Consider the following 23370-nt stretch of genomic DNA (forward strand, 5'->3'; position numbering starts at 1 on the left):
GGAATAGGCCGTAGGCGGTAGGTGAGCGGGGATCAGATCCTAGGGCGGAAACGCTCTTGGTTCCCTATTGCCTGATCCCTACCGCCTACTGCCTTACAAAGAGGTGCAACCCAATGTCCTTCTGGTCCCGGCTGCAGCGCGCGGCCGTCGAACGGCTTCATATCAGGCTGGAATCGCTGGTGGTGCTGCTGGCGCTCAGCGCCGTGATGGCGGTGCTGTCGCCCTACTTCCTGTCGCTCAGCAATGTCCTCAACATCCTGCTGGCGACATCGACGATCGGCGTGCTGGCGATCGCCGCCACCTTCGTCATCGGCTCGGGCGGGCTCGATCTGTCCTTGGGCTCGGTGATGGGCCTGTCCGGCGTTGTCGGCGCCTTCGTCGCCGTCAATCTCGGCTGGTGGTCGCCGCTGGCGGTTCTCGCCTGCATTGTCGCCGGCGGCATAGCCGGCTACATAAACGGGCAACTCGTCACCCGCGCTTTCGTCCCGGCCTTCATCGTTACGCTCGGCATGCTCGGCCTGGCGCGCGGGCTGGCGCTGGTCATCTCGCAGGGCAGGGCGATCTACGGCCTGCCGCCCGAAATCGTCTATATCGGCCAGGGCCGGCCCTTCGGCATTCCGATGCCGGTCATCCTGCTGTTGCTGACGGCCATCGTCGCGCATTGCCTGCTCGCCTACACGCGCTTTGGGCGCCACACGCTGGCTCTGGGGGACAGTGAAGGTGCTGCCCGCGCGGCCGGCATCCGCGTCGAACACCATCGCCGCATCATCTACACGCTGTCGGGCGCGCTCGCCGGTCTAGCCGGCCTCCTGTTCACCGCCCGCGTCAATGCCGGCGACCCGACCGCCGGCATCAACTATGAGCTCACCGCCATCACGGCGGCGATTATCGGCGGCACAAATCTGTTCGGCGGCCGCGCCTCGATCCTGGGCACCATGATCGGCGCGCTGATCATGGGCGTGCTGCAGAACGGGCTGACGCTGCTCGCCGTGCAATCCTACTACCAGCAGATGGCCATCGGCGCGGTGCTGATCCTGGCCGTATTCATCGACCAATATCAGGTGCGCAAGGAGTCACGCGTATGACCCTTCTCACCCTGCAAGGCATCCGCAAGAGTTTCGGCGCGGTCGATGTGCTTCATGGCGTCGACCTCTCGGTCGAGGCCGGCGAAGTGATCGGCCTTGTCGGCGACAACGGCGCCGGCAAGTCGACGCTGATGAAGACCATCACCGGTATCTATCGGGCCGATTCCGGCGCCATCCAGCTCGACGGCAAGGACATGCTGCCGCTCGATCCCGGCCAACGGCGCCGGCTCGGCGTCGAGATGATCTACCAGGACCTGTCGCTGGCCAGGCAGCAGGACGTCGCCGCGAACATCTTCCTCGGCCGCGAGCCGGTGAAGAAACTGTTCGGCCTGTTTCCAGGCTTTGTCGACAAGGCCGAGATGGACCGACAGGCAGCAAAAATGATCGAGCGGCTGGGCGCGCATCTGCCGTCCATCAACCGCCCGGTCGGATCGTTCTCCGGCGGCCAGCAGCAGACCGTGGCGATCGCCCGCGCGCTGACCTTCAACCCGAGGCTGGTCATCATGGATGAGCCCACGGCAGCTCTTGCCGTGCGCGAGGTGCAGAGCGTGCTCGACCTCATTCGCCGCCTGAGATCGGAAGGCATCGCCGTCATCCTGATCTCGCATAGGCTGAACGATGTGCTGGCGGTTACCGACCGCATCGTCGTGCTGCGTCACGGCCGCGCAGAAGCCAATCTGATCACCGCGAAGACCAACATGAACGAAGTCGTCGGCCGCATCGTCGGCGGCGGCGACAACAGCGCCGCGGCGGCGCACGAGCAGAGAGGCTGAGATGAATACGTTCGGATTGCACACTTTCGCCATCGCGCCGGTCTGGGATCTCGATCTGATCGAGCCGCGGATGGAACGGCTGAAGGAACTCGGCATCGGCCTGCTCGAAATCCCGCTGCTGCGCCCCGAAGAGATCGACACAAGACGCACGCGCGCCTTCGCCGAACGCTGGGGCGTCGACGTCATCCCATCGCTAGGCCTGCCTGCCTCGCTGGATGTGGTGGCGCGTCCCGATGAGGCGCTGGCCTTCCTCGAGCCGGCCTTCGCCGTCTGCGAAGCGGTGGGCAGCGCCGCACTCGGCGGCGTTACCTACGGCACCATAGGCAAGACATCCGGCCGAGCTCCGACCAAGGCCGAGATCGACGGCATGTGCCGCTTCCTCGGTCGGGCGGCGAAAGCAGCGAAAGCGCATGGATTGAAGCTCGGCATCGAGCCCTGCAACCGCTATGAGACGCACCTGATCAATCGCGGGGTCGATGCCGCCGTCATCATCGAACGCGTCGGCGCCGACAACATCTTCATCCACCTCGACACCTACCACATGCATATCGAGGAGGAGAGTTTCGACGACGGCTTCAAGGCGGCAGCACCCTATCTCGGCTATGTCCACGTCTCGGAAGCCAATCGCGGCGTGCCCGGGCGCGGCATGCTCAACTGGGCGGCCTGCATGACGGCGATCGCCGATATCGGCTACACAGGCGCCATCACGCTGGAAAGCATGAACCATGTCGACGTCGACATAGCCGGCGGGCTCGCCGTGTGGCGGCCGGTGGCGGATAATCCCGATGACGTCATCGGTGTCGGGCTGCCGTTCCTGCGTGAGGAAGCAAGGAAAGCCGGGCTGACATTGGGATAGTCAGACCGATCGCGGAGGAGGAGCTCCGAACCGACGGCGCTTACGAGCAGTTTACGACCGTGGACTAGGATCGATCCTGCCCGATTCGCCCGTTCGATCCGCTTGGAAACGTCATGAGCAGAGCCCTCACCTCATTCGCCCTGGTTGCTGTCCTGTCGGCATTGCTCATGGCGCTGAGCCTTGCGGTGGCCAGGCATGGCTATCCATTCGGTGCGGTCGGCGTGAAGCGCCTCGACGGCATCGCCGATGCCGGGACTTTCATACCGCTCGCCGCCATCTATTTCTTCAGCGCCCTGCTGATGATGGTCCTGCCGATCCGCGCCGCCAGCATCGTTCTGACCAACGCGGCGGATTCCCTCTTCTGGACGGTCATCGTGCTGTTCGCCAGCATCATCGGATGCCTGGTCGCCAGATGGGTCTTTGGCCAGCACGATGTCCTGTGGTCATTGCTGAACTGGCGGTTCCTGTTCGTTGCCGCCATTGTCGGCTGCCACATCGTCATGAACGACCTGCGGCGCAACGTCCTGCTGCGCAGCCTGTTCTTCGTCATCTTCGCCGCCGCGACGCTGGCCTGCCTGTTCTGGTCCTTCATGCTCCGGTGAGCGCGGCCCGACCCTCTGAGTCACGCCTTCACACAGACTCCACGACCGGTTTCAGAAAATCCACCGCAACGATCTAACGGCGTCATCGCCGACATGGACATCAGCCTCGCGCTTCGCGTGCCATCAGGAACCCGCAATCGAAGCCAACGGACACGACCGGGACGCTGGAGGTGAGACGACCGTTCAGGCAAGAAAATCCTGCCTCATGGACCATAGATATGAGCCGCTTCGCCTTGCTATGCCCTGAAATGAAAGGTCTTGGGGAATTAATACCCTAGAGAATAACTGGTGGAGCCAATCGGAATCGAACCGACGACCTCTTGAATGCCATTCAAGCGCTCTCCCAACTGAGCTATGGCCCCACATCCGGCAGTCAACCGGCGCCGTTTCCGGCGAAGAGATCCGGCGCGGGTTGGTGACCGCGCCGTTAGTGCAGGCGGCTTCTAACCCCGCCCTTCGTCAATATCAAGCCTTGAATACCGGCTTTTTGTCCACAGGCCGAGAAAGTTGTTCGCAGGCCCGGAAAGCCCGCGAACGCATGGCCTCAGACCTCGTCGTCGTCGTCGCCAACACCGATCATGTCGGCGACATCGTCGTCTTCTTCCTCTTCGTCGGCAAGGAACGTGTCATCCTCGTCGTCGCCGAGGTCGACGTCCTCGTCATCGCCGAGATCAGGCAGATCGTCGCCCTTGACGTCGTCGTCGGCCTCTTCGAGCGAGACGACTTCAACGCCCTCTTCGTCCTCGGCGTCCACTTCCTTCTCGGCCACTTCCTCTTCCTCCTCGAGAGCGGCGATCTTGCCTTCCTCGAAATAGGAACGCGGATAGGTCTTGCCCGTATAAGGCGAGACGATCGGGTCCTTGTTCAGGTCGTAGAATTTTCGGCCCGTCTCAGGGTCGACACGCTTTGTGCCAAGTTCGGTTTTTGCCACGGCAAGCCTCGTGAATAAAAGAGTGGTCCCCTTAACCACAGTTTGCGGCGCTGTCAAAGCGAAAAGCCGGCGTCACAAAACCATGCAACGAAAGGCGTCGCTGATGGGGATGACCATTTCGGCCTGCCGTGATACGAGACCGCCGCACCAATTGAAAAGCGCCGGCACGCCGGCATTCCGTCCAGGGAAATTCCATGTCTCACGCCGCCGCCCCGAAGTCGGCCACCGCCCGCAAATCATCAGCCCTTTCCGGCACCGCCCGCGTGCCCGGCGACAAATCGATATCGCACCGTTCCTTCATGTTTGGCGGCCTGGCGTCCGGCGAAACCCGCATCACCGGCCTGCTCGAAGGCGAGGATGTGATGCGCACCGGTGCCGCCATGAAGGCCATGGGCGCGCATATCGAGAAGCACGGCGCGGAATGGGTGATACGCGGCACCGGCAATGGCGCGCTGCTGCAGCCGGAAGGCCCGCTCGATTTCGGCAATGCCGGCACCGGCTCGCGGCTGACCATGGGCCTCGTCGGCACCTACGACATGGAAACGACCTTCATCGGCGACGCCTCGCTGTCCGGGCGGCCAATGGGCCGCGTGCTGGAACCGCTGCGCCAGATGGGCGTGCAGGTACTGAAGGCGACGCCGGGCGACCGCATGCCGATCACATTGCGTGGGCCCAAGCACGCAGCCCCCATTACCTACCGTGTGCCGATGGCCTCGGCGCAGGTGAAATCGGCGGTGCTGCTTGCCGGCCTGAACACGCCGGGCATCACCACCGTGATCGAGCCGGTGATGACGCGCGACCACACTGAAAAGATGCTGAAAGGCTTTGGCGCCAACCTGTCGGTCGAGACCGACGAGCGCGGCGTGCGCCACATCTTCATCGAAGGCCAGGGCAAGCTCACCGGGCAGACCATCGCCGTGCCCGGCGACCCGTCCTCGGCCGGCTTCCCGTTGGTTGCGGCACTCATCGTGCCGGGTTCCGACATCACAATCGAAAACGTGCTGATGAACCCTACCCGCACCGGGCTTCTGCTGACGCTGCAGGAGATGGGCGCCAAGATCGACATCCTCAACCCGCGCAATGCCGGCGGCGAGGATGTCGCCGACCTGCGTGTACGCTACTCCGAACTCAAGGGCGTCACCGTGCCGCCCGAGCGGGCGCCGTCGATGATCGACGAATACCCGGTGCTCGCCGTCGCCGCCAGCTTCGCCGAGGGCGAAACGCTGATGCAGGGGCTGGAAGAGCTGCGCGTCAAGGAATCCGATCGCCTGTCCGCCGTTGCCGACGGGCTGAAGCTCAACGGCGTCGACTGCACCGAGGGCGAGGCTTCGCTCGCCGTGCGCGGCAGGCCCGGCGGCAAGGGGCTGGGTGGTCATCCCAACGGCCAGGACACGACCGTGAAGACACATCTCGACCACCGCATCGCCATGAGCTTTCTGGTCATGGGACTGGCGACGGAAAAGCCAGTTACAATCGACGATCAGGCGATGATCGCGACGAGTTTTCCGGAATTCATGGGACTGATGAAGGCGCTGGGCGCGGAGATCGAGTGAGATACGTTTTCGCTCATTGGAAACATGACATATCCGATGAGCAGTCCTACCTCTGTTATGAAATCGCCGACGCCAATTTTCAGAACCGGACCTTAGAATTCTATACCGATGGCTCCGTGGGCTTTGCCATTCGCGGCGGCGCCCTTGACGGGTCGGAAGATATTGAGGTCGGAGGCACTAGAAATTCGACAGAAGGCTTTCCTGATCTCGCAGAGATCAATTCGGACAGGCAGTTCGAGCCCTCGGAAGTCGAAGCGACTGACTTTGAGCGCAGATGGAGTAAAGCACTTGCATCGAGGGTTCGAATGACCCCTGTCTTCACCATCGCCATCGACGGCCCCGCAGGCGCGGGCAAGGGCACGCTGGCCCGGCGGCTCGCCGACCATTACCGGCTGAACCTGCTGGACACCGGCCTCACCTATCGCGCGGTGGCCTATGCACTCATCCAGCACGCATTGCCGCTCGACAATGTCTCGGCGGCCGAGACCGCGGCGCGTCAGGTCGACCTGGCGAAGCTCGACCGTACCGTCCTGTCCGCCCATGCCGTCGGCGAAGCCGCCTCGAAGGTCGCGGTGTATCCGTCGGTACGGCGCATCCTGGTTGAAAAGCAGCGCGACTTCGCCAAGACGCCGCCGGGCGCCGTGCTCGACGGCCGCGATATCGGCACTGTCGTGTGTCCCGACGCCGACATCAAACTCTATGTGACGGCGAGCGCGGAGGTGCGGGCAAGGCGACGGCTGGCCGAGATCGAAAGCATTGGCGGCACCGCCAATTTCACCGAAATCCTCGCCGACATCGTGCGCCGGGACGAGCGCGACATGGGCCGCGCCGACTCGCCGCTGAAGCCCGCCGCCGACGCGCATTTGCTTGACACCAGTGACATGGCCATCGAAGCGGCGTTTCTGGCGGCGATGGCGATCATCGACCACGCCATGGCCGGGAGAGACCAGGCCTGAGCGGCCTCGGCCGCTCTATCGTATGGCCGCTGCGACGGGTTGTGGCTTGCCTGATCTGTTCAGGACGAACACGAATATCCCGGCGGTGATATAGGCTATCAGTGCGTAGAGCGCTGGCGGCACGGCCATTTCGGCGTTGTTGAGCAAATATTCGCTGAGCGCCAGGGTGATGACGAACGCGGCATTGTGAATGACGGTCGCCATCGCGATTGCGGTTGCGCGCCGCCGTTCGAAACGGAACACAAGCGGCACGGCGTAGCCGACCGCGATACTCGCCAGATTGTAGGCAAGGGCGGCGATGCCGACGACCGGCCCCCAGGTGATGATGAGATCCCACTGGCCGACAATGGCGAAGAGAACGACCGTCGCCAGGAAAAGCATCGCCAGCAGCTTGACGGGCCCTTCCATGCGGTCGGCCAAAGCCGGGTAGCGGTGCTGAATGGCGATGCCGATCGAGGCCGGAACGAGCGCGAGGGCAAAGAACTGCAGGAATTTTTCAATCTGCAGGGGGATGACCTGCCCGGCGCCATAGAAATGCAGCAGTGAGAAATTGGTGATCAGCGGCACCGATACCAGCGCCACCAGCGAGTTGATCGCTGTCAGCGACAGGCTGAGCGCCGTGTCGCCCTTGGCAAGATGCGTGTAGAGAACCGCCGACGGGCCACCGGGGCTGGCCGCCAGCAGCATCATGCCGACCGCCATGGCGGGAGGCAGGGCGGAAACGGACACGATGCCAAAGCAAATGATCGGCAGCACGAATATCTGAAGAACAAGGGCGACGAGGAGGGCTTTCGGCCGCGAGATAACCTCGGAAAAATCCCGAAGCTTGAGCGACAGGCCAAGCCCCAGCATGATGATGACCAGGGCCACCGGCAGGAAGATGTTGAAGGTGGCGCTTGACTGCAAGATGATCCCCCATTGATCAGCCAGATTCCCCAAGCCGACTTAGAGCAATTCCCGGAAGATTGTGAAACGGTTTTCCGCTTGGGATTGCGTCACGGCGCAACATTCGGGAGCAACCACTCGACCGCGTCGGCGCGCGCACTTGCCTGATGGGAGTGAAATCGCTATAGAAGCCGCGTTTATCGCGGTCAGAATGATCATCGACGACGTGCCGGCCAAGAGAAACCAAGGTCTGATCCGGGCTTTCCCGCCGTTTCCGATTTGCCGGAAACAAAGAGAATACCCATATCGGGCACGAACCAGCCTGCCAGCATTCTTCATGCGCCGGAATTGCCGCCTGAAAGCGGCCGAGGGCTTTTAGCCCGGAACGCCGGCAGGCCAACGCAACGCTAACCCACGGCGCCGTTCCGCTGAAGATGCGGGACATTCCAGGAGAAACAATGTCAGCTGCAAATCCCACTCGCGATGATTTCGCGAGCCTGCTCGAAGAATCATTCACCACCGGCCACTCCGGCGAAGGTCAGGTCGTCAAGGGCACGATCACCGCGATCGAAAAGGACATGGCCATCATCGACGTCGGCCTCAAGGTCGAAGGCCGCGTGCCGCTGAAGGAATTCGGCGTCAAGGGCAAGGACACCACCCTCAAGGTCGGTGACACCGTCGAAGTCTATGTCGAGCGCATCGAAAACGCGCTTGGCGAAGCCATGCTGTCGCGCGAGAAGGCTCGCCGCGAAGAGAGCTGGGTCCGTCTCGAAGAGAAGTTCACCAAGGGTGAGCGCGTCGAAGGCGTCATCTTCAACCAGGTCAAGGGCGGCTTCACCGTCGACCTCGACGGCGCCGTGGCCTTCCTGCCGCGCAGCCAGGTCGATATCCGCCCGATCCGCGACGTCTCCCCGCTGATGCACAACCCGCAGCCCTTCGAGATCCTCAAGATGGATCGCCGCCGCGGCAACATCGTCGTGTCGCGCCGCACCGTGCTCGAGGAAAGCCGTGCCGAACAGCGTTCGGAAATCGTGCAGAACCTCGAAGAGGGCCAGGTTGTCGAAGGCGTCGTCAAGAACATCACCGATTACGGTGCGTTCGTCGACCTCGGCGGCATCGACGGCCTGCTGCACGTCACCGACATGGCATGGCGCCGCGTCAACCATCCGACCGAAATCCTCAACATCGGTCAGACGGTCAAGGTGCAGATCATCCGCATCAACCAGGAAACCCACCGTATCTCGCTCGGCATGAAGCAGCTCGAGAGCGATCCGTGGTCGGAGATCGGCACCAAGTTCCCGATCGGCAAGAAGATCAAGGGCACCGTTACCAACATCACCGACTACGGCGCATTCGTCGAGCTGGAGCCGGGCATCGAAGGCCTCATCCACGTTTCGGAAATGTCGTGGACGAAGAAGAACGTGCACCCCGGCAAGATCCTGTCGACGACGCAGGAAGTCGACGTCGTGGTGCTCGAGGTCGATCCGGCCAAGCGCCGCATCTCGCTCGGCCTCAAGCAGACGCTGGAAAACCCTTGGGAAGCCTTCGCGCGCACCCACCCGGTCGGCAGCCAGGTCGAGGGCGAGGTCAAGAACAAGACCGAGTTCGGCCTGTTCATCGGCCTGGAAGGCGACGTGGACGGCATGGTGCACCTTTCCGACCTCGACTGGACCCGTCCGGGCGAGCAGGTCATCGAAGAGTACAATCGCGGCGACATGGTCAAGGCGCAGGTGCTCGACGTCGACATCGAGAAGGAGCGCATCTCGCTCGGCATCAAGCAGCTGGCCAAGGATACGGTCGGCGAAGCGGCCAACAGCGGCGAACTGCGCAAGAACGCCGTCGTCACCTGTGAAGTCATCGGCGTCAAGGATGGCGGCCTCGAAGTGCGGCTGGTCGACAGCGGCATCGAGACCTTCATCAAGCGCTCGGACCTGAGCCGTGACCGCGACGAGCAGCGCCCCGAGCGCTTCACCGTCGGCCAGAAGGTCGATGCCCGCGTCATCGCCTTCGACAAGAAGACCCGCAAGCTGCAGGTCTCGATCAAGGCGCTGGAAATCGCCGAAGAGAAGGAAGCGGTCGCCCAGTATGGCTCGACCGACTCCGGCGCTTCGCTGGGCGATATCCTGGGTGCCGCGCTGAAGAAGCAGGGCAGCTAAGCATCCGCTGCCCGCGGCCTCTCGGAGGCTGGCAGAAACAAAAACCCCGCCGGAGCGATCCGGCGGGGTTTTTGTTTGGCTCGTGCTGAAAACTGAAAGCCCGCGCCGATGGCTCAGGCCCTGCCGTAAAGCGGCACCAGCGTGCCGCTCATGGCCAGATTGGCCGGCGAGGCGAGATAGGCGATGGCCTCGGCCGCCGCTTCGAGGCTGACCCATCTGGTGAAATCTGCATCCGGCATGTCGGCGCGATTGGCCGGCGTGTCGAGCGTCGAGGGTGCAACGGCATTGACCAGGATGCCCTTGCCCTTCAATTCTTCCGCCATGGCAACGGTCATTGCCGCGACCGCCGCCTTGCTGGCCGCGTAGGCGACCATGCCGGCGCCACGCCGGAACTCGAGTGCCGCCCGCGCGGCGACATTGACGATGCGGCCCGGCGTCTCCGAGGCAAGCATCGAACGCACCGCGGCGCGGCAGCACAGGAAGGCGGTGCGCGCATTGGTGTCCATCATCTCGGCAAAGGATGCCGACTCGATCTTCTCCACCGGCGCCATGGCAAAACCACCGGCAAGATGGATGGAGCCCCACAGGCCCGGAACCTGACTGTAGAATGCCTCGACCTTGGCGGAGTCCGAGAGATCTACATTGTGCGCCAGCTTGACGCGATCATGGGTGGTGAAGGGAAAATGCGCGGGCGCGGCGGCATGGGCATTGGGCACATGGCAGACCGCGCCCTCGCTCAGAAGTTTCCCGACAACCGCGCCACCGAGCGCCCCGGTTCCGCCGGTCACGACGATATGCCTGCCTTCAAGTGTTTCCGTCATGCTGGACCGCTCCTGTCATTTTTTATAATTATGTCGCTTGTTATGCCGCGTCGACGCAGAGCGTCGCGCCTTTCTTACGATCACTCAACTGATATCTCGACATGGCAGCATCGCTTCTTTGCATTGCTCAAGCCATCGGCCAGCCATCGATGATCGCATCGTAGAGCAAACGCTCGTTCGTTGCCGGCCGTTCGCCGTGGCGGGAAAGCTTGTGCAGCCAGAAGCCGTCGAACAGCGCGCGATGGGCGGCCTCGTCAAAAGGCTTGAAGAGCAGCCACTGTAGTTCATGCGGCCGATCGGCACCCACTTGCGGCATGCGCAGGAAATCCTGCCGCAGCCGCCGGTGCAGCAGAAGCGACGCCTCCATGTGGTAGGGGAACATGAAGTATTCGTGCAGCCTGTCGTGTTTTCTCCAGTAGTCCGACAGGCCATGAAGCACCGTTTCGACCAGCGGATGCCCTTTGCGGGCATGGATGAACCAGGTCTCCACGAGCCGTGGATGGCGGTTCGTCTCGCGCAGGATGTAGAAATCCTCGCGCTCGATCTCGGCGGGAACGGGCTGCCGCAGCAGGATGGTTGCGTCCAGCCAGGTCCCGCCATGCCTTTGCAGCAGACTTAACCGAATGAGATTGGAGAAATGCTGCTTTGTCATCAACCGGCGCTTGTCCCAGAGATGATCGGGCAGATCGATATGGTTTTCGATCGTCCTGTCGTCGAGCACGATCAGCTCCCGATCCCCCTTGTACCGCTGTACCGAGCGCAGGCATGCCTTGATCAAGGGCGGGGCTTCGTCGACGCCCTGCCCCCAATATTGCCAGATCGGGCCGACACCACCGCTCGGCGTGCTGGTGGAACACCAGCGGGAATGGTCGACCGCGACGCGGCGGGCTCGCCGCTGCTTCTTGCCCGCGAGGAGCAGGCAGACCTTCGCCGCGCCGCTACGCAATGACCAAGGCAGGGCCGGCGACGAGGCAGCCCAGCGTAGCGGGGCAAGGTAGGAAATTCTCAACGGATCCCGGAAAGCCGCCGGTTCGCTGAAAAAGGAAGTCGTCGGCCGTGCGTCAATACGATCAAGCACAGTGCTTAGTCGACCGTGATTTCGATGACGCGCGGCACCCCGGCTGCCCGCGCATGCTTGAGCGCATCCGCAAGACCGCCCGTGTCGGTCAACCGCTCGGAGGCGATGCCATAGGCTTCGGCCAGCTTGCAGAAATCCGGCGGCGCGGGCGACACGCCCACCGGCTCGACACCGACATCGAGCATCGAGGTTTCGATCTCGCGATAGCCGCGGTTGTTCCACACGACGAAGATCACCGGGGCCCGCGCATCGAGCGCCGCGCCCAGTTCCGGCAGCGTGAACTGGAAGCCGCCATCGCCGGTCAGACAGACAACCGGCGCATCGGGAACGGCAAGTGCTGCACCGACCGCGGCCGGCGGCCCGTAGCCCAGCGCGCCGAAGCCGGTGGCGGCGTTGAACCAGCCGCCCGGCCGGTCATGATCGTAGTAGAGGTTGGCGGCATAGATCGGCTGGGTCGAATCGCCGACGATGATGGATCCAGGCAACGTGTCGCGGATCGTCTCGACCGCGCGCACTTGGGCCTGCATGGCCGGGCTGATTTCGGCAAAGGCAGCTTTGCGTGCCGCCGCGGCGCGCGCATGGCCGTCGCTGGCCGCGGGCGCGTCGCCTATTCGGGCTAGCAAAGCCTCGAGCGCGTCACCGCAATCGGCCTGGATCGAAACCGTTGCCGGGCGGCGCGCGAGCTGGTCGGCGCCGATATCTATCCGGATCAAATTAGCCGGCAAAACAAAACCGCCGTCGCCATATCCGTCGTAGTCGGTCGGACCGAATTCGGTACCGGCCGCGATCACCAGATCGGCATCGGCCATCAGCGCCCGCACCGCCTTCAGGCTCGGGCTGGCCGGAACGCAAAGCGGATGGCCGTGCATGAGGCCGCGCGCATTGGCCGTCTGGACCACCGGCGCTCCCAGCCGCTCGGCCAGCCGCTTCAACGGCGCTTCGGCCTGCTTGGCACCACCGCCGGCCAGGATAAGCGGACGGCGGGCGGCCGCGATGAGGCTGGCTGCCTCGGCGATCGCCTGATCATCCGGCGCCGGCGGCGCCGTGTTGCTCAGCAGGGCCGCGATGCCATCCGCCGGCTTGACCATGACGTCGGTCGGGATTTCGATATGAACCGGACCGGGGCGCGAGGACGAGAACAGCGCGAAGGCCCGGGCCAAGGCACCAGGCAACTCGGCGGCTTCGGTCACGCGGTACGACGACAGCGCCACTTTCTCCATCATGCCGCGCTGGTCGGGCAATTCGTGCAGATGCCCCAGGCCCTTGCCCAGCGTCGGCATCGCATTGACGCCGGAGATGACCAGCATCGGCACGGAATCGGCGCGCGCCTGGCCCATGGCCGTGATGGTGTTGGTGAGCCCGGGCCCGGTGATGACGAAGGCGACGCCCGGCCTGCCGCTGGCGCGGGCATAGCCGTCGGCCATGAAACCGGCGCCTTGTTCGTGGCGCGGCGTGACATGGCGAATCTTCGAGCGCGCCAAGCCGCGATAAAGCTCGACCGTGTGGACGCCCGGAATGCCGAAGACGGTATCGACGCCATGGGCTTCCAGCAGGGAGATAAGGGCTTCGCCGATTGTCGTCATTGTCTAAGCACCGGGCGTGTGAGGCAGGTTGGGCCGCCTTCGCAAGCGATGCACAGGGCATCGGCCTCGAAGGTGGAAACTGTGCAGCCGGCGGCCCGCATGGCCTCGGCCGTCTTGGGGAAACCGGCAACGGCGATCACTTCGAGCGGCGCGGTCGGCAACACGTTGAGGCTGAGGCCGTTCGAGGCGTGGAACTCATCGGCATCACCCTCGACCAGCCTTATGCCGCGCGCCTTCAGCATCTGGTAGAAGGCGGCCGGCAGCAGGGGCGCATGGACCAGCGCCAGATCGTCCGCGAGTGGGCTGATCACCGACATCAGATGCAGGCATGCCTCCTCGCCGTGCCAGAGCGGCAGGTCGAAGCCAAAGACCTGGATGCCCTTGGGCGAGAGCAGATTCGAGAGCTGCTGGATGCCGTCCTGGTTGGTGCGCACGCCACGGCCGACGGCCAGCGTGTTCGCATCGACCCACACGCAATCACCGCCCTCGACCTGGCCGGGAGCCTCGACGCGGCCGAGGATTGGCACGCCCATTCTTCCGTAGGCGGCTTCATGCAGGCCGGGCTCGGTCCGGCGCAGCGCCTTTCCCATGGACAGAATGACTGCGCCGTGATCGGTCATCAGCGACGGATCGTGGGTGAAAACGGAATCGGCAAGCCCGTCATCGGCGTCCGTCAGCCATTCGATCTCGGCGCCGGACCTTGCAACCAGCCTGGTCAGTTGCTCATGCTGGGCGGCGGCCTTTTGCGGATCGAACCCCGCGCCATAATGCCACTCGGCCGGCTCGGCCCGCCGCATCGCGCTGGCGGCGGAACGCATCAGCACGCGCTTCAGCGGCCCGGCCATGGACTGCGACCCGTATGTTTTGTCCACTAAATTCTCCCTGATCCATCCCGCCCGCCAATAACCACTACAGCAAGCCCTGATCAATGGTCCAAAAACCATGGTTGACGGAGGCAAGCAGAACGGTCCATCTTGAGAGCGGGAACTCTGTACAGTGACGGGTAATGGGTAAAACATTCCAGCAACGACGAATCCGGTCGCGTCACGGAGCGCCGGCAAGGTGATGGCGCCAAGTGCCGCTCACGCAATGAAAACAACGGCGCCGAATGGCGCCGCCGAAGCCATCCATGTCGAGAACCTGCACAAGAAATTCGGCGAACTTCATGTTCTGAAGGGCGTTTCGCTGTCGGCGCGCGACGGCGAGGTCATCGCCATCATCGGCGGCAGCGGTTCCGGCAAGTCGACGCTGCTGCGCTGCATCAATTGTCTGGAGAACCCGACAAGCGGCATCATCCGTGTCAATGGCGAAGAGATCAAACTGAAGGCCGACAGCCACGGCCACACTGTTCCCGCCGACCGCAAGCAGATCGAACGTATCCGTTCCAAGCTCGGCATGGTGTTCCAGAACTTCAATCTGTGGAGCCACATGACGCTGATCGAGAACGTCATCGAGGTTCCGGTGCACGTGCTCGGCATCAAGCGGGACGTGGCGATCGCGGAAGCCGAGAAGTTGCTGGCCCGGGTCGGACTGGCCGAGAAGCGAGATGTCTATCCCGCCTACCTCTCGGGCGGCCAGCAGCAGCGCGCGGCGATCGCGCGGGCACTCGCCATCAACCCGCGCGTCATGCTGTTCGACGAACCAACCTCGGCGCTTGACCCCGAACTAGTCGGCGAAGTGCTGAGGGTGATCGGCGATCTGGCGCGCGAAGGCCGCACCATGGTGCTTGTCACCCACGAAATGAAATTTGCCCGCGAGGTCGCGACGCATGTCGTCTACCTCTACAACGGGCTGGTCGAAGAGGAAGGACCGCCGGAGCAGATCTTCGGCGCGCCCAAATCCGAAAGGCTCAAGCAATTCATCCGCAATATCGGCTAGAGGACAAAGCCGGGGACGGACGAAAAACGGGGAATACCAACCATAACAAACTGGGAGTCGTGAATATGAAGACTGTTCTGAAGATTTTTGCCGCATCGCTGTTGCTCGGCGTCGCCGCGATGGGCGCGGCCAAGGCCGATCCTATCAAGATCGGTGTGGCAGCCGAGCCCTATCCGCCTTTCACCTCGCCGGACGCTTCAGGCAAATGGGTTGGCTGGGAGATCGATTTCATCGACGCCGTCTGCGCCGAAGAGAAGCTCGACTGCGTGATCACGCCGGTCGCCTGGGACGGCATCATCCCCGCGCTTACGACCAAGAAGATCGACGTTATCGCCAGCTCGATGTCGATCACCGACGAGCGCAAGAAGACGATCGATTTCTCCGACAAATATTATAACACCCCCACCGCCATCATCGGGCCCAAGGACAAGAAGTTCGGCGCCACGCCCGACGACCTCAAGGGCAAGGTCATCGGCGTCCAGGTGTCGACCATCCATGCCGTGTACGCCAAGAAGCATTTCACCGGCGCGGCCGAGATCAAGGAATATCAGACCCAGGACGAAGCTGATAACGATCTCGCCGCCGGCCGCCTCGATGCGGTGCAGGCCGATTCGATCGCGCTCGATGCCTTCCTGCAATCCGACCAGGGTAAAGCATGCTGCGACCTGAAAGGCATGGTTGCGCCGGATCTCGAGGTGCTCGGGCCAGGCGTTGGCGCTGGCGTGCGCAAGGAAGACACAGACCTGAAGAACAAGATCAACGCCGGCATCAAGGCTATCCGCGCAAACGGTAAATACGCCGAGATCACCAAGAAATACTTCAATTTCGACGTCTATGGTGACTCGCCGCAGTCGAATTAACGACAAGCACGAGCTTGTGACCGCGCGGCGCCTTGCGCGCCGCGCGGTCTCGCCTGAACCTGTCCACGCACGTTTCCGCTGACGAGAACGGTCCGCGGTCGACGTCAGCATTTCGGGGGCGACGCTGATCGACGCATTCCTTTCGGCCTCGGCGGCCGGCATCATCGAACTTCTCTCGCCCACGCCGCCGGGCTGGGGCGGAACCCTGCTGCTCGGGCTGCTCCACTCGATCGAAATCGCGGTCGGCGCCACTTGCGTCGGACTTTTGATCGGCACCGGCGGCGCCTATGGCAAGCTCTATGGCGGACCGGTGGTGCGCGATCTCCTGGCTGTCTACACCACGATCGTGCGGGCCGTTCCCGAACTGGTGCTGATCCTGCTGCTCTATTATGCCGGAACCGACCTGATCAATCAGGTGCTCACGGCGATCGGCTATCAGCGCATCGACATCAGCGGGCTGGCGGCTGGTATCGCCGTGCTCGGCTTTGTCCAGGGCGCCTACTCGACAGAGGTCATACGCGGCGCCATCCTTGCCATACCGCAGGGCCAGATCGAGGCCGCGCGTGCCTTCGGCATGCCGCCCGGCCTTCTGCTGCGGCGCATCACCCTGCCGGCGATGCTGCCCTTCGCCATCCCCGGCCTCGCCAATCTGTGGCTGATCGCCACCAAGGACACAGCCTTGCTCGCGGTTGTGGGCTTCTACGAACTGGCCCTGGCAACACGACAGGCCGCGGGCGTCACCAAAGCCTATTTCACCTTCTACATGGCGGCGGGCGCGCTCTATCTGCTGCTGTCGCTGGTTTCCAACTTCCTTATCGGTCGTGTCGAGGCCCGGTCGCGGCGCGGCATGCCTTCGGTCAAGGAGGCGCGCTGATGGCGGGCGAAGCGACCATCATCAACGTCGCCGCGCGCACCTCGCTGTGGCTGCAGCCGCATCGCATCGTGCTGATGCTGGTCGCGGCGGGGCTCGTCATTTCGGCCGTGTTCTTCATGCGCTGGGACTGGCTGCCGCAATATTACGAGATGGGGTTGATGGGCCTGTGGCGCACGCTGTGGATCCTGGCCGTCACCTGCATCCTCGGCTTCCTGTTCGCCGTACCGCTCGGCCTAGCGCAGGCCACTGGCTCGTTCTGGTTCGCCGCGCCTGCCAAGGCCTTCTGCACGATCATCCGAGGGACACCGCTGCTGATCCAGCTTTGGCTGCTGTACTACGGGCTGGGCTCCCTGTTTCCGCAGTATCCGTGGATTCGCGAGTCCTGGATGTGGCCGTATCTGCGGCAGGCATGGCCCTATGGCGTCCTGGCGCTGACCCTGTCCTTCGCCGGTTATGAAGGGGAAGTGATGCGCGGCGCCTTTGCCGGCGTACCAAAGGGACAGTTGGAGGCGGCAAGGGCCTTCGGCATGAGCCGCTGGAAGATATTCCGTCGCATCTGGCTGCCGCAGGCCATCTACCGGGCGCTACCGACGCTGACGGGCGAAACCGTGCTGCAGTTGAAATCGACGCCGCTGGTGGCGACGATCAGCGTCATCGACATCTTCGCGGTCTCGTCGAAAGTGCGGCAGGACACCTACCTCACCTACGAACCACTGCTCCTGCTGGCCCTGATCTACATGACGGTCACCGGCATCCTGGTCTTCGCCTTCAGCCGGATCGAAGCGCGGATACCCAACAAGATCGGCTAGGTCCCGGCCTTGCGTGGCTCGCGTCGCTCGCCGCTTTTTTTCTAATGGCGGGCGATTTTCAGCAGCAATGGAAGCCCGTGTCCTGATACTCAGGGATCCGAAGCCCAAACTCGCGATTTCAGGACGGCCATGATGCAACTCAGTCTCGACCAGGCAACCGGATTGTGCCGGATGGCGGCGCTTGGCGCCGGCGCCAACGAGGAGGCAGCCCAATCGCTGGCGGCGTCCATCGTGGCGGCCGAGGCGGAAGGTCTTGCCACGGTCGGCCTGTCGCATTTCATCGACTATCTCGAAGCGCTCGAGGCCGGCCGCATCGATGGCAATGCCGATCCCGTCATCACCAGGCCGGCACTCGCCGTCTATCTGTCCGACGCTCGTGGCGGCCTGGCGCATACGGGCTTCGACCGCACCATCGACGATCTCGCCAAGGCCGCGGGTTTGTTCGGCGTCGCCATATTCTCGCAGAAGAATGCCTACACATGCGGCGCGCTCGGCTATTTCACCGGGCGGCTGGCAGCCAAGAGGCTGGTGTCCTTCGCCGCCACCAACGGGCCGGCCGTGCTTGCCGGCTCCGGTTCGGTCAAGCCGGTCTATTGCACGAATCCCATGTCCTTTGCCGCTCCCGCGGCCGACGGCTCGCCGCTGGTCATCGACCAGTCGTCGAGCGCCACCGCCTACGTCAACATCCGCAAGGCGGCCGAGGACGGCAAGACGATCCCCGAAGGCTGGGCGCTCGACGCCAGCGGCAATCCGACGACCGATCCGGCCGCGGCCATGAAGGGCGCCATGCTGGCCTTTGGTGGCCAGCGCGGCGCCAACATCGCGCTGATGGTCGAGGTGCTGGCCGCCGGACTGTCAGGCGCCAACTGGTCGCTCGATGCGCCATGGTTCACCGGCGGACCGGACAGCCCGGGGACCGGCCTCTTCGTGCTTGCGGTCGAACCCAAGCTGCTCGATCCGGATTTCGAACAACGGATGAAGGACCAGCTCAACCGGCTGAAGCGGCGCTACGGCGTGCATGTCCCCGGCCGCTCGCGCGCGGAGGCTGCGGAGAAGGCGGCGGCCCGGGGAATCACGGCTTCCAAGGCCGTGGTGCAGCGCATTTCCGAGTTCGCCGCCCGCTACTCCGCCTGAAGAAACCCTGTCCGCGAAACGCTGTTTTGTGCCGTCGTTGAACCTTTTCACCCCTCGCGGCGACCAATAGCTGTCCGGGTCGGGGTTTGCCCGGTCGGTGTCTCCTGCCGGATGCGTCCAGGGCCGGGGCGGGCGTCTCACGCCACGCTGATACCGTCTCAGGTCAGGCCGTCTCGTGGACCCTGATTTCGACATGAGCGTCACCCGGAAAACCCCGCCCCGGCGGGGTTTTCTGCATTTGCCCGAAATCCGGTAAAACATGACTACGATAGTTAACTTTTGTTAACTTGACTTGATGGAGTCCGTCGGGTGTCTGCAACGGATGATCACATAAACAGGAGCTACGATGTCCGCACCCACCGACGCTTCCCGCGGCAGCCTCATCATTCCCGCCCTCGGCCGCCTGTATTCGTCGCTGCATGGCGCCAGCGAAACCGTTCCGCGCGTTATCGCCGGTGCGTTCCTCACCATCCATGGCTCACAGAAAATCACCAATCCCTTCGGCGCCGCCGAGATGGTCGAGGGCCTGGGCTTCTACCCCGGCGCCTTCTGGTCGCCGCTTCTGGCGTGCACCGAGTTCTTCGGCGGCATTTTCATCGCCATCGGCCTTTTGACCCGCCCGGCGGCTTTCGCTGGCATGTTCGTGCTCCTGGTCACGGTCTGGTTCCACTGGGTCACCATGGGCCAGGGCTTTTCAGGCGCGGAAAAGTCGCTTTTGTGGGCCGCGATCCTGTTCTTCTTCGTCATCCGCGGCGGCAATCGCCAGTCCGTTGACGCGCGCATCGGCAAGGCGTTCTGAAGTACTTTGTTCTGGCGCAATCCCTGACGGAAAACCGCTTCGCACTTTTCCTGGGATTGCTCTTCTGTCCGGGCGCAATCCCGGACGGAAAACCGCTTCGCACTTTTCCTGGGATTGCTTAGAAACAAGGAAGACAGCGACGACGCGTCACCCTTTGCCTTTGGCGTAAAACGGACTATGAAACGGCTTCAGCCAAGCCATCTGGAAAGTGCGCCGGAGCCCGCCATGACCGAAATCCTGCAGACCCCCAAGCTCATCGTCGTGTTCGGAGGGTCCGGGTTTGTCGGCAGGCATGTCGTGCGGGCGCTGGCCAAGCGCGGCTACCGCATCCGGGTTGCTTGCCGCCGTCCCGACCTCGCCGGCCACCTGCAGCCGCTGGGTAATGTCGGGCAGATCCAGCCGGTGCAGGCCAATGTGCGCATGCGCTGGTCGGTCGACCGCGCGGTGCAGGGCGCCGACCATGTCGTCAACCTGGTGGCCATCCTGAATGAGAGCGGCCGACAGAAATTCACCTCCGTCCATGAATTCGGCTCCCGCGCCGTCGCCGAAGCGGCGCGCTCCGTCGGCGCTGGCCTCACCCATGTCTCGGCGCTGGGTGCCGATCTGAATTCCGAATCGGGCTATGCGCGCACCAAGGCGCTTGGTGAAAAGGCCGTGCTGGATACGATCAAGGATGCCGTGATCTTCCGGCCCTCGGTCAATTTCGGGCCGGAGGATGAATTCTTCAACCGCTTCGCCAACATGGCGCGCTATTCGCCGTTCCTGCCGCTGATCGGCGGCGGGCAGACCAAGTTCCAGCCGGTCTATGTCGGCGACGTCGCCGAAGCCGTGGCACGCTCGGTCGACGGCAAGGTCAAGGGCGGCCAAATCTATGAACTTGGCGGGCCCAGCGTGCTTACCTTCAAGGAGTGCATGCAGGAGCTGCTCACCGTGATCGACCGCAAGCGCCTGCTGGTGCCCGTCCCCTGGTGGGTGGCCAACATCCAGGCCTCCATCCTCGGACTGCTGCCCAATCCGCTGCTGACCAGGGACCAGGTGATGCAGCTGCGCGAGCACAATGTCGTCTCCGAGGCCGCAGTCAAGGCCAACCGCACATTCGCCAGCCTCGGCATCCAGCCGCAGTCGATCGGCACGATCCTGCCCAGCTACCTCTGGCGCTACCGGCCGGCCGGCCAGTTCCAGCAGCGCAAACCCGCAGCTTAGTACATCGTAGTTGCCCGAAGGCTGTTGAGATTCAGATCAGGCCGGGTCGAGAACGACGGATCGCGAGAACCGGGACGAGGCGTACTTCAGCGACGTGAGTACCGGTACGCGTCGTTCGCGGGCTGGCATCGCCTGAATATCGGCACAGCTAGCGCGGCGTTACCCGCATCGGCAGCCCGCCCTGCGGCTGCGTGGTCAGCTTCTGAACCGGCCACGGCTTGGTCTCGGCCGTGGTGTCGAAGCGGAAGCGCGACAGCATGATCGCCAGCGCGATGATCGCCTCCTGCATGGCAAAGCTCGCGCCAATGCAAACACGCGGGCCGGCGCCGAACGGCAGATACTGAAACCGATCGATCTTCTCGCGATTTCCCGGATGGAAGCGCTCGGGAAGGAAGGCGTCCGGCCTGTCCCACAGTTTCCGGTGTCGATGGACGACCCACGGCATCACCAGAACAGCGGCGTGCTTGGGGATATAGAGATCCCCCCACATTTCCGGGACGATCGGCTCGCGGTTGATCGACGGCGCCGGCGGATAGAGCCTCAGCGCCTCGTCGAAGGCGGCGCGTGTCAACGGCATGGCGTCGAGCCATTTCGTCGGATCGTATTCGCGCGCCAGCACGGCGTCGATCTCCCGCTCGACCCGATCGCGCTCCCATGGTGACTCCGCGAGACAGTAAAGCGTCCAGCCGAGCGCGCGCGCCGTCGTCTCATGGCCGGCGCCGATGAAGGTGATGATGTTGTCCTCGACTTCCGAGCGCGTCAGCCCATCCGGACCTTCCGCCTTGAGCAGCAGCGTCAGGAAATCCTGCGGCACGCCGTCGGGATCGCGCCTAAATCTCTCCTCGCGCATCTTGACCGTGTCGGTCACGATCTTGCGGAAATAGGCCATGGTCTTGCGGCCGCGAATGCGTGTCAGCCTTGGCAGCCAGTCGGGCGCACGCAACAGGTCGAGCGGATCGACGCGGCCCATGGTCTCGAACAGGCGGTCGATCTCGTTGGCGAAGCTGCCGGGCTCGCCGGCGATCTCGCCGGAAAACAATGTCTCGGCCAAGATGTCATAGGTCAGCAGCGTCATGTCGTGGGCGATGTCGGACGTGCCGCCTTCTTCGTAACGGGTGACGAATTCCTGCGTGCGCCTGAGCATCGGCTGGGCAAAACCGAAAATGTGGCGCGGCGTGAACACAGGCGCCATCGCCTTGCGCGAACGCTTCCACACCTCGCCCTCGGCGGTGAGCAGGCCGTCACGCAGGATCGGCCGCAGGATTTTCTGGCGCACCGTCGCCATCTTGTAGTTCCTGGCATTGTCGACCAGCACATGGCGGATGAGGCCGGGATCGTTGGCGATGACCAGCGGCCCGCCGGCGCCCTTGGCCGAAATCCAGGGCTCGTTGTAGGTCTGTTCGCCCCACAGTTCGAGCGGGTTGCGGTAGACGATCCGTATCATCTCCAGCGTCGAAGGTGGCGTGGTGCGCGGCTTCGGGGCTGGCGGAACGAATGGGGCGGGCTGGGTGTCCATGAAGTGCTCCGCTGTCACATTCAATGTGGTGACTGGCAATGTAGTGACTGGCAAAGCAGGCGTCCATGTGACCGAACGGCAACGCTCTCCCGATCAGGCGGCCAGCCCAGGAACTGCCGACCGCAATTGCCTCGAAGAAAAACTCGCCGGAATGTGAGCGGTTACAGGAAGGTGCCTTCTTGTCGGGTGTGGCCGGATGGCTTAGTTGGCGGTCACCAACAGATACTGTCAATCAGCAGGAGTTCGCGCCTTGAAGCACCAGTTGAACATCATCATCGGCAGCACGCGCCCCGGCCGCGCCGGGCCCGTGTTCGCGCAATGGCTGGAAGCGTTCGCGCGCGAGCACGGAAAATTCGAACCGGTGCTGACCGACATTCACACGTTCAACCTGCCGGTGCTGGACGAGCCGCATCATCCCAGGCTCGGCAACTACCAGCAGGCGCACACGAAGGCGTGGTCCAAGGCCATAGACGCCGCCGACGCCTTCGTTTTCGTGGCGCCGGAGTACAATTATTTCGTGGCGCCAGCCATCGTCAACGCGGTCGACTATCTGTCACGGGAGTGGCAGTACAAGCCGGCCGCGATCCTCAGCTATGGCGGTGTTTCCGGCGGTTTGCGCGCCGCGCAATCGATCAAGCCACTGCTGACCGCGGTGAAGGTGATGCCTATACCCGAAGGCGTCGTGCTGCCGATGTATCAGAAACTTCTGGACGAGAACGGCGCATTCGAGGCCAGTGAACAGGTGCGAGGCAGCGCCGCCACCATGCTGGACGAGTTGCTGCGCTGGAGCGAGGCGCTGAAGCCGCTGCGCTCGGCCTGAGCGAACCCAGCCGATTCGATTCACGTTCGCTTGCCGGGTGCCAGCGCGGATTGGCGCCCATGCTCCGTGAAAAGCTGGCCACGAACAGGGCCAGCCTCATGTAGCCGACCACAGGTCGTCCATCCCTCGGGAAATGCCTGCAAACCTTGGAAAAACCGCCTTTAACGCCTATATCTAGCGGGTATGAGACGCGCGATT

The 23370-nt window shown here is 63.4% G+C and carries 22 protein-coding genes, 1 tRNA gene and 1 pseudogene; 16 read left to right on the forward strand and 8 right to left on the reverse strand.

All coding sequences use genetic code 11. The features are described 5' to 3' along the window. The first annotated feature begins 113 nt into the window (after positions 1-113). The 4 genes from ACO07C_RS14615 to ACO07C_RS14630 all read left to right on the forward strand — a co-directional run bounded on the left by ACO07C_RS14615 (position 114) and on the right by ACO07C_RS14630 (position 3316). Positions 114-1085: an ABC transporter permease gene (locus tag ACO07C_RS14615; RefSeq protein WP_421914870.1), complete on the forward strand. Its 972-nt coding sequence runs from the start codon at positions 114-116 to the stop codon at positions 1083-1085. Continuing rightward, the gene (locus ACO07C_RS14620; RefSeq protein ID WP_421914871.1) at positions 1082-1858 is read left to right on the forward strand and encodes an ATP-binding cassette domain-containing protein; all 777 of its coding nucleotides are present in this window, start codon (positions 1082-1084) and stop codon (positions 1856-1858) included. Before ACO07C_RS14615 ends, ACO07C_RS14620 begins: the two co-directional genes overlap by 4 nt. A 1-nt stretch (position 1859) precedes the next feature. Beyond that, entirely contained in the window at positions 1860-2714 is an 855-nt protein-coding gene (locus tag ACO07C_RS14625; protein ID WP_421914872.1) for a sugar phosphate isomerase/epimerase family protein, read from the forward strand. A 113-nt stretch (positions 2715-2827) separates the two neighbouring features. After that, a complete protein-coding gene (locus ACO07C_RS14630) occupies positions 2828-3316 on the forward strand; it encodes a hypothetical protein (protein WP_421914873.1) in 489 nt (162 codons plus the stop codon). Between the two features lie 286 nt (positions 3317-3602). Here the strand turns inward: ACO07C_RS14630 and ACO07C_RS14635 are convergent. Both ACO07C_RS14635 and ACO07C_RS14640 read right to left on the reverse strand, forming a co-directional pair. After that, positions 3603-3678 (reverse strand) — tRNA-Ala (locus ACO07C_RS14635). A gap of 182 nt (positions 3679-3860) precedes the next feature. After that, positions 3861-4247, reverse strand: a complete 387-nt coding sequence (locus ACO07C_RS14640) for a TIGR02300 family protein (RefSeq protein WP_202356579.1) — start codon at positions 4245-4247, stop codon at positions 3861-3863. Positions 4248-4441: 194 nt separating this feature from the next. Between ACO07C_RS14640 and aroA the strand changes: the two genes are divergently transcribed. From aroA to cmk, 3 genes and pseudogenes are all read left to right on the forward strand, one after another. Then, positions 4442-5800 (forward strand): 3-phosphoshikimate 1-carboxyvinyltransferase, encoded by a 1359-nt coding sequence (gene aroA / locus ACO07C_RS14645; protein WP_421914874.1) that lies wholly within the window; start codon positions 4442-4444, stop codon positions 5798-5800. Next, positions 5797-6075 (forward strand): annotated as a pseudogene (locus ACO07C_RS14650) (DUF6881 domain-containing protein); the annotation flags it as partial. The gene aroA and the pseudogene ACO07C_RS14650, both read left to right, overlap by 4 nt. Before the next feature lie 30 nt (positions 6076-6105). After that, positions 6106-6756, forward strand: coding sequence for a (d)CMP kinase (gene cmk / locus ACO07C_RS14655; RefSeq protein ID WP_421917532.1), 651 nt, complete (start codon positions 6106-6108; stop codon positions 6754-6756). A gap of 15 nt (positions 6757-6771) precedes the next feature. Here the strand turns inward: cmk and ACO07C_RS14660 are convergent, their stop codons facing one another. Then, the gene (locus ACO07C_RS14660; RefSeq protein WP_421914875.1) at positions 6772-7662 is read right to left on the reverse strand and encodes a bile acid:sodium symporter family protein; all 891 of its coding nucleotides are present in this window, start codon (positions 7660-7662) and stop codon (positions 6772-6774) included. Positions 7663-8099: 437 nt separating this feature from the next. Between ACO07C_RS14660 and rpsA the strand changes: the two genes are divergently transcribed. After that, positions 8100-9797 (forward strand): 30S ribosomal protein S1, encoded by a 1698-nt coding sequence (gene rpsA, locus ACO07C_RS14665; protein ID WP_421914876.1) that lies wholly within the window; start codon positions 8100-8102, stop codon positions 9795-9797. 113 nt (positions 9798-9910) lie between these two features. Here the strand turns inward: rpsA and ACO07C_RS14670 are convergent, their stop codons facing one another. From ACO07C_RS14670 to ACO07C_RS14685, 4 genes are all read right to left on the reverse strand, one after another. Beyond that, positions 9911-10618 carry an SDR family NAD(P)-dependent oxidoreductase gene (locus ACO07C_RS14670; protein ID WP_421914877.1) on the reverse strand — a complete coding sequence of 236 codons (708 nt, stop codon included), beginning with the start codon at positions 10616-10618 and terminating at the stop codon, positions 9911-9913. A 127-nt stretch (positions 10619-10745) separates the two neighbouring features. Further along, positions 10746-11627 (reverse strand): capsular polysaccharide synthesis protein, encoded by an 882-nt coding sequence (locus ACO07C_RS14675; protein ID WP_421914878.1) that lies wholly within the window; start codon positions 11625-11627, stop codon positions 10746-10748. Between the two features lie 74 nt (positions 11628-11701). Further along, a complete protein-coding gene (locus ACO07C_RS14680; protein WP_421914879.1) occupies positions 11702-13279 on the reverse strand; it encodes a 5-guanidino-2-oxopentanoate decarboxylase in 1578 nt (525 codons plus the stop codon). Next, positions 13276-14124 (reverse strand): dimethylarginine dimethylaminohydrolase family protein, encoded by an 849-nt coding sequence (locus ACO07C_RS14685; RefSeq protein ID WP_421917533.1) that lies wholly within the window; start codon positions 14122-14124, stop codon positions 13276-13278. Before ACO07C_RS14685 ends, ACO07C_RS14680 begins: the two co-directional genes overlap by 4 nt. A 220-nt stretch (positions 14125-14344) precedes the next feature. On the opposite strand from ACO07C_RS14685, the gene ACO07C_RS14690 reads away from it, so the two are divergent. The 7 genes from ACO07C_RS14690 (at position 14345) to ACO07C_RS14720 (ending at position 20836) form a co-directional block, all read left to right on the forward strand. After that, complete coding sequence (locus ACO07C_RS14690; RefSeq protein ID WP_421914880.1) at positions 14345-15157, forward strand: ABC transporter ATP-binding protein; 813 nt, start codon at positions 14345-14347, stop codon at positions 15155-15157. A gap of 65 nt (positions 15158-15222) precedes the next feature. Beyond that, the gene (locus ACO07C_RS14695; RefSeq protein ID WP_421914881.1) at positions 15223-16017 is read left to right on the forward strand and encodes a transporter substrate-binding domain-containing protein; all 795 of its coding nucleotides are present in this window, start codon (positions 15223-15225) and stop codon (positions 16015-16017) included. Between the two features lie 160 nt (positions 16018-16177). After that, positions 16178-16891 (forward strand): ABC transporter permease, encoded by a 714-nt coding sequence (locus tag ACO07C_RS14700; RefSeq protein WP_421917534.1) that lies wholly within the window; start codon positions 16178-16180, stop codon positions 16889-16891. Further along, positions 16891-17700, forward strand: a complete 810-nt coding sequence (locus ACO07C_RS14705) for an ABC transporter permease (RefSeq protein WP_421914882.1) — start codon at positions 16891-16893, stop codon at positions 17698-17700. Before ACO07C_RS14700 ends, ACO07C_RS14705 begins: the two co-directional genes overlap by 1 nt. A 132-nt stretch (positions 17701-17832) precedes the next feature. After that, the gene (locus tag ACO07C_RS14710; RefSeq protein WP_421914883.1) at positions 17833-18834 is read left to right on the forward strand and encodes an Ldh family oxidoreductase; all 1002 of its coding nucleotides are present in this window, start codon (positions 17833-17835) and stop codon (positions 18832-18834) included. Positions 18835-19180: 346 nt separating this feature from the next. After that, positions 19181-19633 carry a DoxX family protein gene (locus ACO07C_RS14715; protein WP_421914884.1) on the forward strand — a complete coding sequence of 151 codons (453 nt, stop codon included), beginning with the start codon at positions 19181-19183 and terminating at the stop codon, positions 19631-19633. Between the two features lie 225 nt (positions 19634-19858). Then, positions 19859-20836 carry a complex I NDUFA9 subunit family protein gene (locus ACO07C_RS14720; protein ID WP_421914885.1) on the forward strand — a complete coding sequence of 326 codons (978 nt, stop codon included), beginning with the start codon at positions 19859-19861 and terminating at the stop codon, positions 20834-20836. Positions 20837-20984: 148 nt separating this feature from the next. Here the strand turns inward: ACO07C_RS14720 and ACO07C_RS14725 are convergent, their stop codons facing one another. Further along, entirely contained in the window at positions 20985-22352 is a 1368-nt protein-coding gene (locus ACO07C_RS14725; protein ID WP_421914886.1) for a cytochrome P450, read from the reverse strand. 250 nt (positions 22353-22602) lie between these two features. Here ACO07C_RS14725 and ACO07C_RS14730 point away from each other — a divergent pair, with 250 nt between their 5' ends. Beyond that, positions 22603-23172, forward strand: coding sequence for an NADPH-dependent FMN reductase (locus tag ACO07C_RS14730; RefSeq protein ID WP_421914887.1), 570 nt, complete (start codon positions 22603-22605; stop codon positions 23170-23172). Positions 23173-23370: the final 198 nt, after the last annotated feature.

This window comes from Mesorhizobium sp., assembly GCF_965229135.1.
GTDB lineage: Bacteria > Pseudomonadota > Alphaproteobacteria > Rhizobiales > Rhizobiaceae > Mesorhizobium.

What these genes read in the sequence shown, in the direction of transcription:
- aroA (WP_421914874.1), top strand. Translation starts at nt 4,442, where the DNA reads ATGTCTCACGCCGCCGCCCCGAAGTCGGCCACCGCCCGCAAATCATCA.
- ACO07C_RS14690 (WP_421914880.1), top strand. Translation starts at nt 14,345, where the DNA reads ATGGCGCCAAGTGCCGCTCACGCAATGAAAACAACGGCGCCGAATGGC.
- ACO07C_RS14680 (WP_421914879.1), bottom strand. Translation starts at nt 13,279, where the DNA reads ATGACGACAATCGGCGAAGCCCTTATCTCCCTGCTGGAAGCCCATGGC.
- ACO07C_RS14715 (WP_421914884.1), top strand. Translation starts at nt 19,181, where the DNA reads ATGTCCGCACCCACCGACGCTTCCCGCGGCAGCCTCATCATTCCCGCC.
- ACO07C_RS14615 (WP_421914870.1), top strand. Translation starts at nt 114, where the DNA reads ATGTCCTTCTGGTCCCGGCTGCAGCGCGCGGCCGTCGAACGGCTTCAT.
- cmk (WP_421917532.1), top strand. Translation starts at nt 6,106, where the DNA reads ATGACCCCTGTCTTCACCATCGCCATCGACGGCCCCGCAGGCGCGGGC.
- ACO07C_RS14695 (WP_421914881.1), top strand. Translation starts at nt 15,223, where the DNA reads ATGAAGACTGTTCTGAAGATTTTTGCCGCATCGCTGTTGCTCGGCGTC.
- ACO07C_RS14625 (WP_421914872.1), top strand. Translation starts at nt 1,860, where the DNA reads ATGAATACGTTCGGATTGCACACTTTCGCCATCGCGCCGGTCTGGGAT.
- ACO07C_RS14710 (WP_421914883.1), top strand. Translation starts at nt 17,833, where the DNA reads ATGCAACTCAGTCTCGACCAGGCAACCGGATTGTGCCGGATGGCGGCG.
- ACO07C_RS14705 (WP_421914882.1), top strand. Translation starts at nt 16,891, where the DNA reads ATGGCGGGCGAAGCGACCATCATCAACGTCGCCGCGCGCACCTCGCTG.
- ACO07C_RS14620 (WP_421914871.1), top strand. Translation starts at nt 1,082, where the DNA reads ATGACCCTTCTCACCCTGCAAGGCATCCGCAAGAGTTTCGGCGCGGTC.
- rpsA (WP_421914876.1), top strand. Translation starts at nt 8,100, where the DNA reads ATGTCAGCTGCAAATCCCACTCGCGATGATTTCGCGAGCCTGCTCGAA.
- ACO07C_RS14630 (WP_421914873.1), top strand. Translation starts at nt 2,828, where the DNA reads ATGAGCAGAGCCCTCACCTCATTCGCCCTGGTTGCTGTCCTGTCGGCA.
- ACO07C_RS14670 (WP_421914877.1), bottom strand. Translation starts at nt 10,618, where the DNA reads ATGACGGAAACACTTGAAGGCAGGCATATCGTCGTGACCGGCGGAACC.
- ACO07C_RS14720 (WP_421914885.1), top strand. Translation starts at nt 19,859, where the DNA reads ATGACCGAAATCCTGCAGACCCCCAAGCTCATCGTCGTGTTCGGAGGG.
- ACO07C_RS14685 (WP_421917533.1), bottom strand. Translation starts at nt 14,124, where the DNA reads ATGGCCGGGCCGCTGAAGCGCGTGCTGATGCGTTCCGCCGCCAGCGCG.
- ACO07C_RS14725 (WP_421914886.1), bottom strand. Translation starts at nt 22,352, where the DNA reads ATGGACACCCAGCCCGCCCCATTCGTTCCGCCAGCCCCGAAGCCGCGC.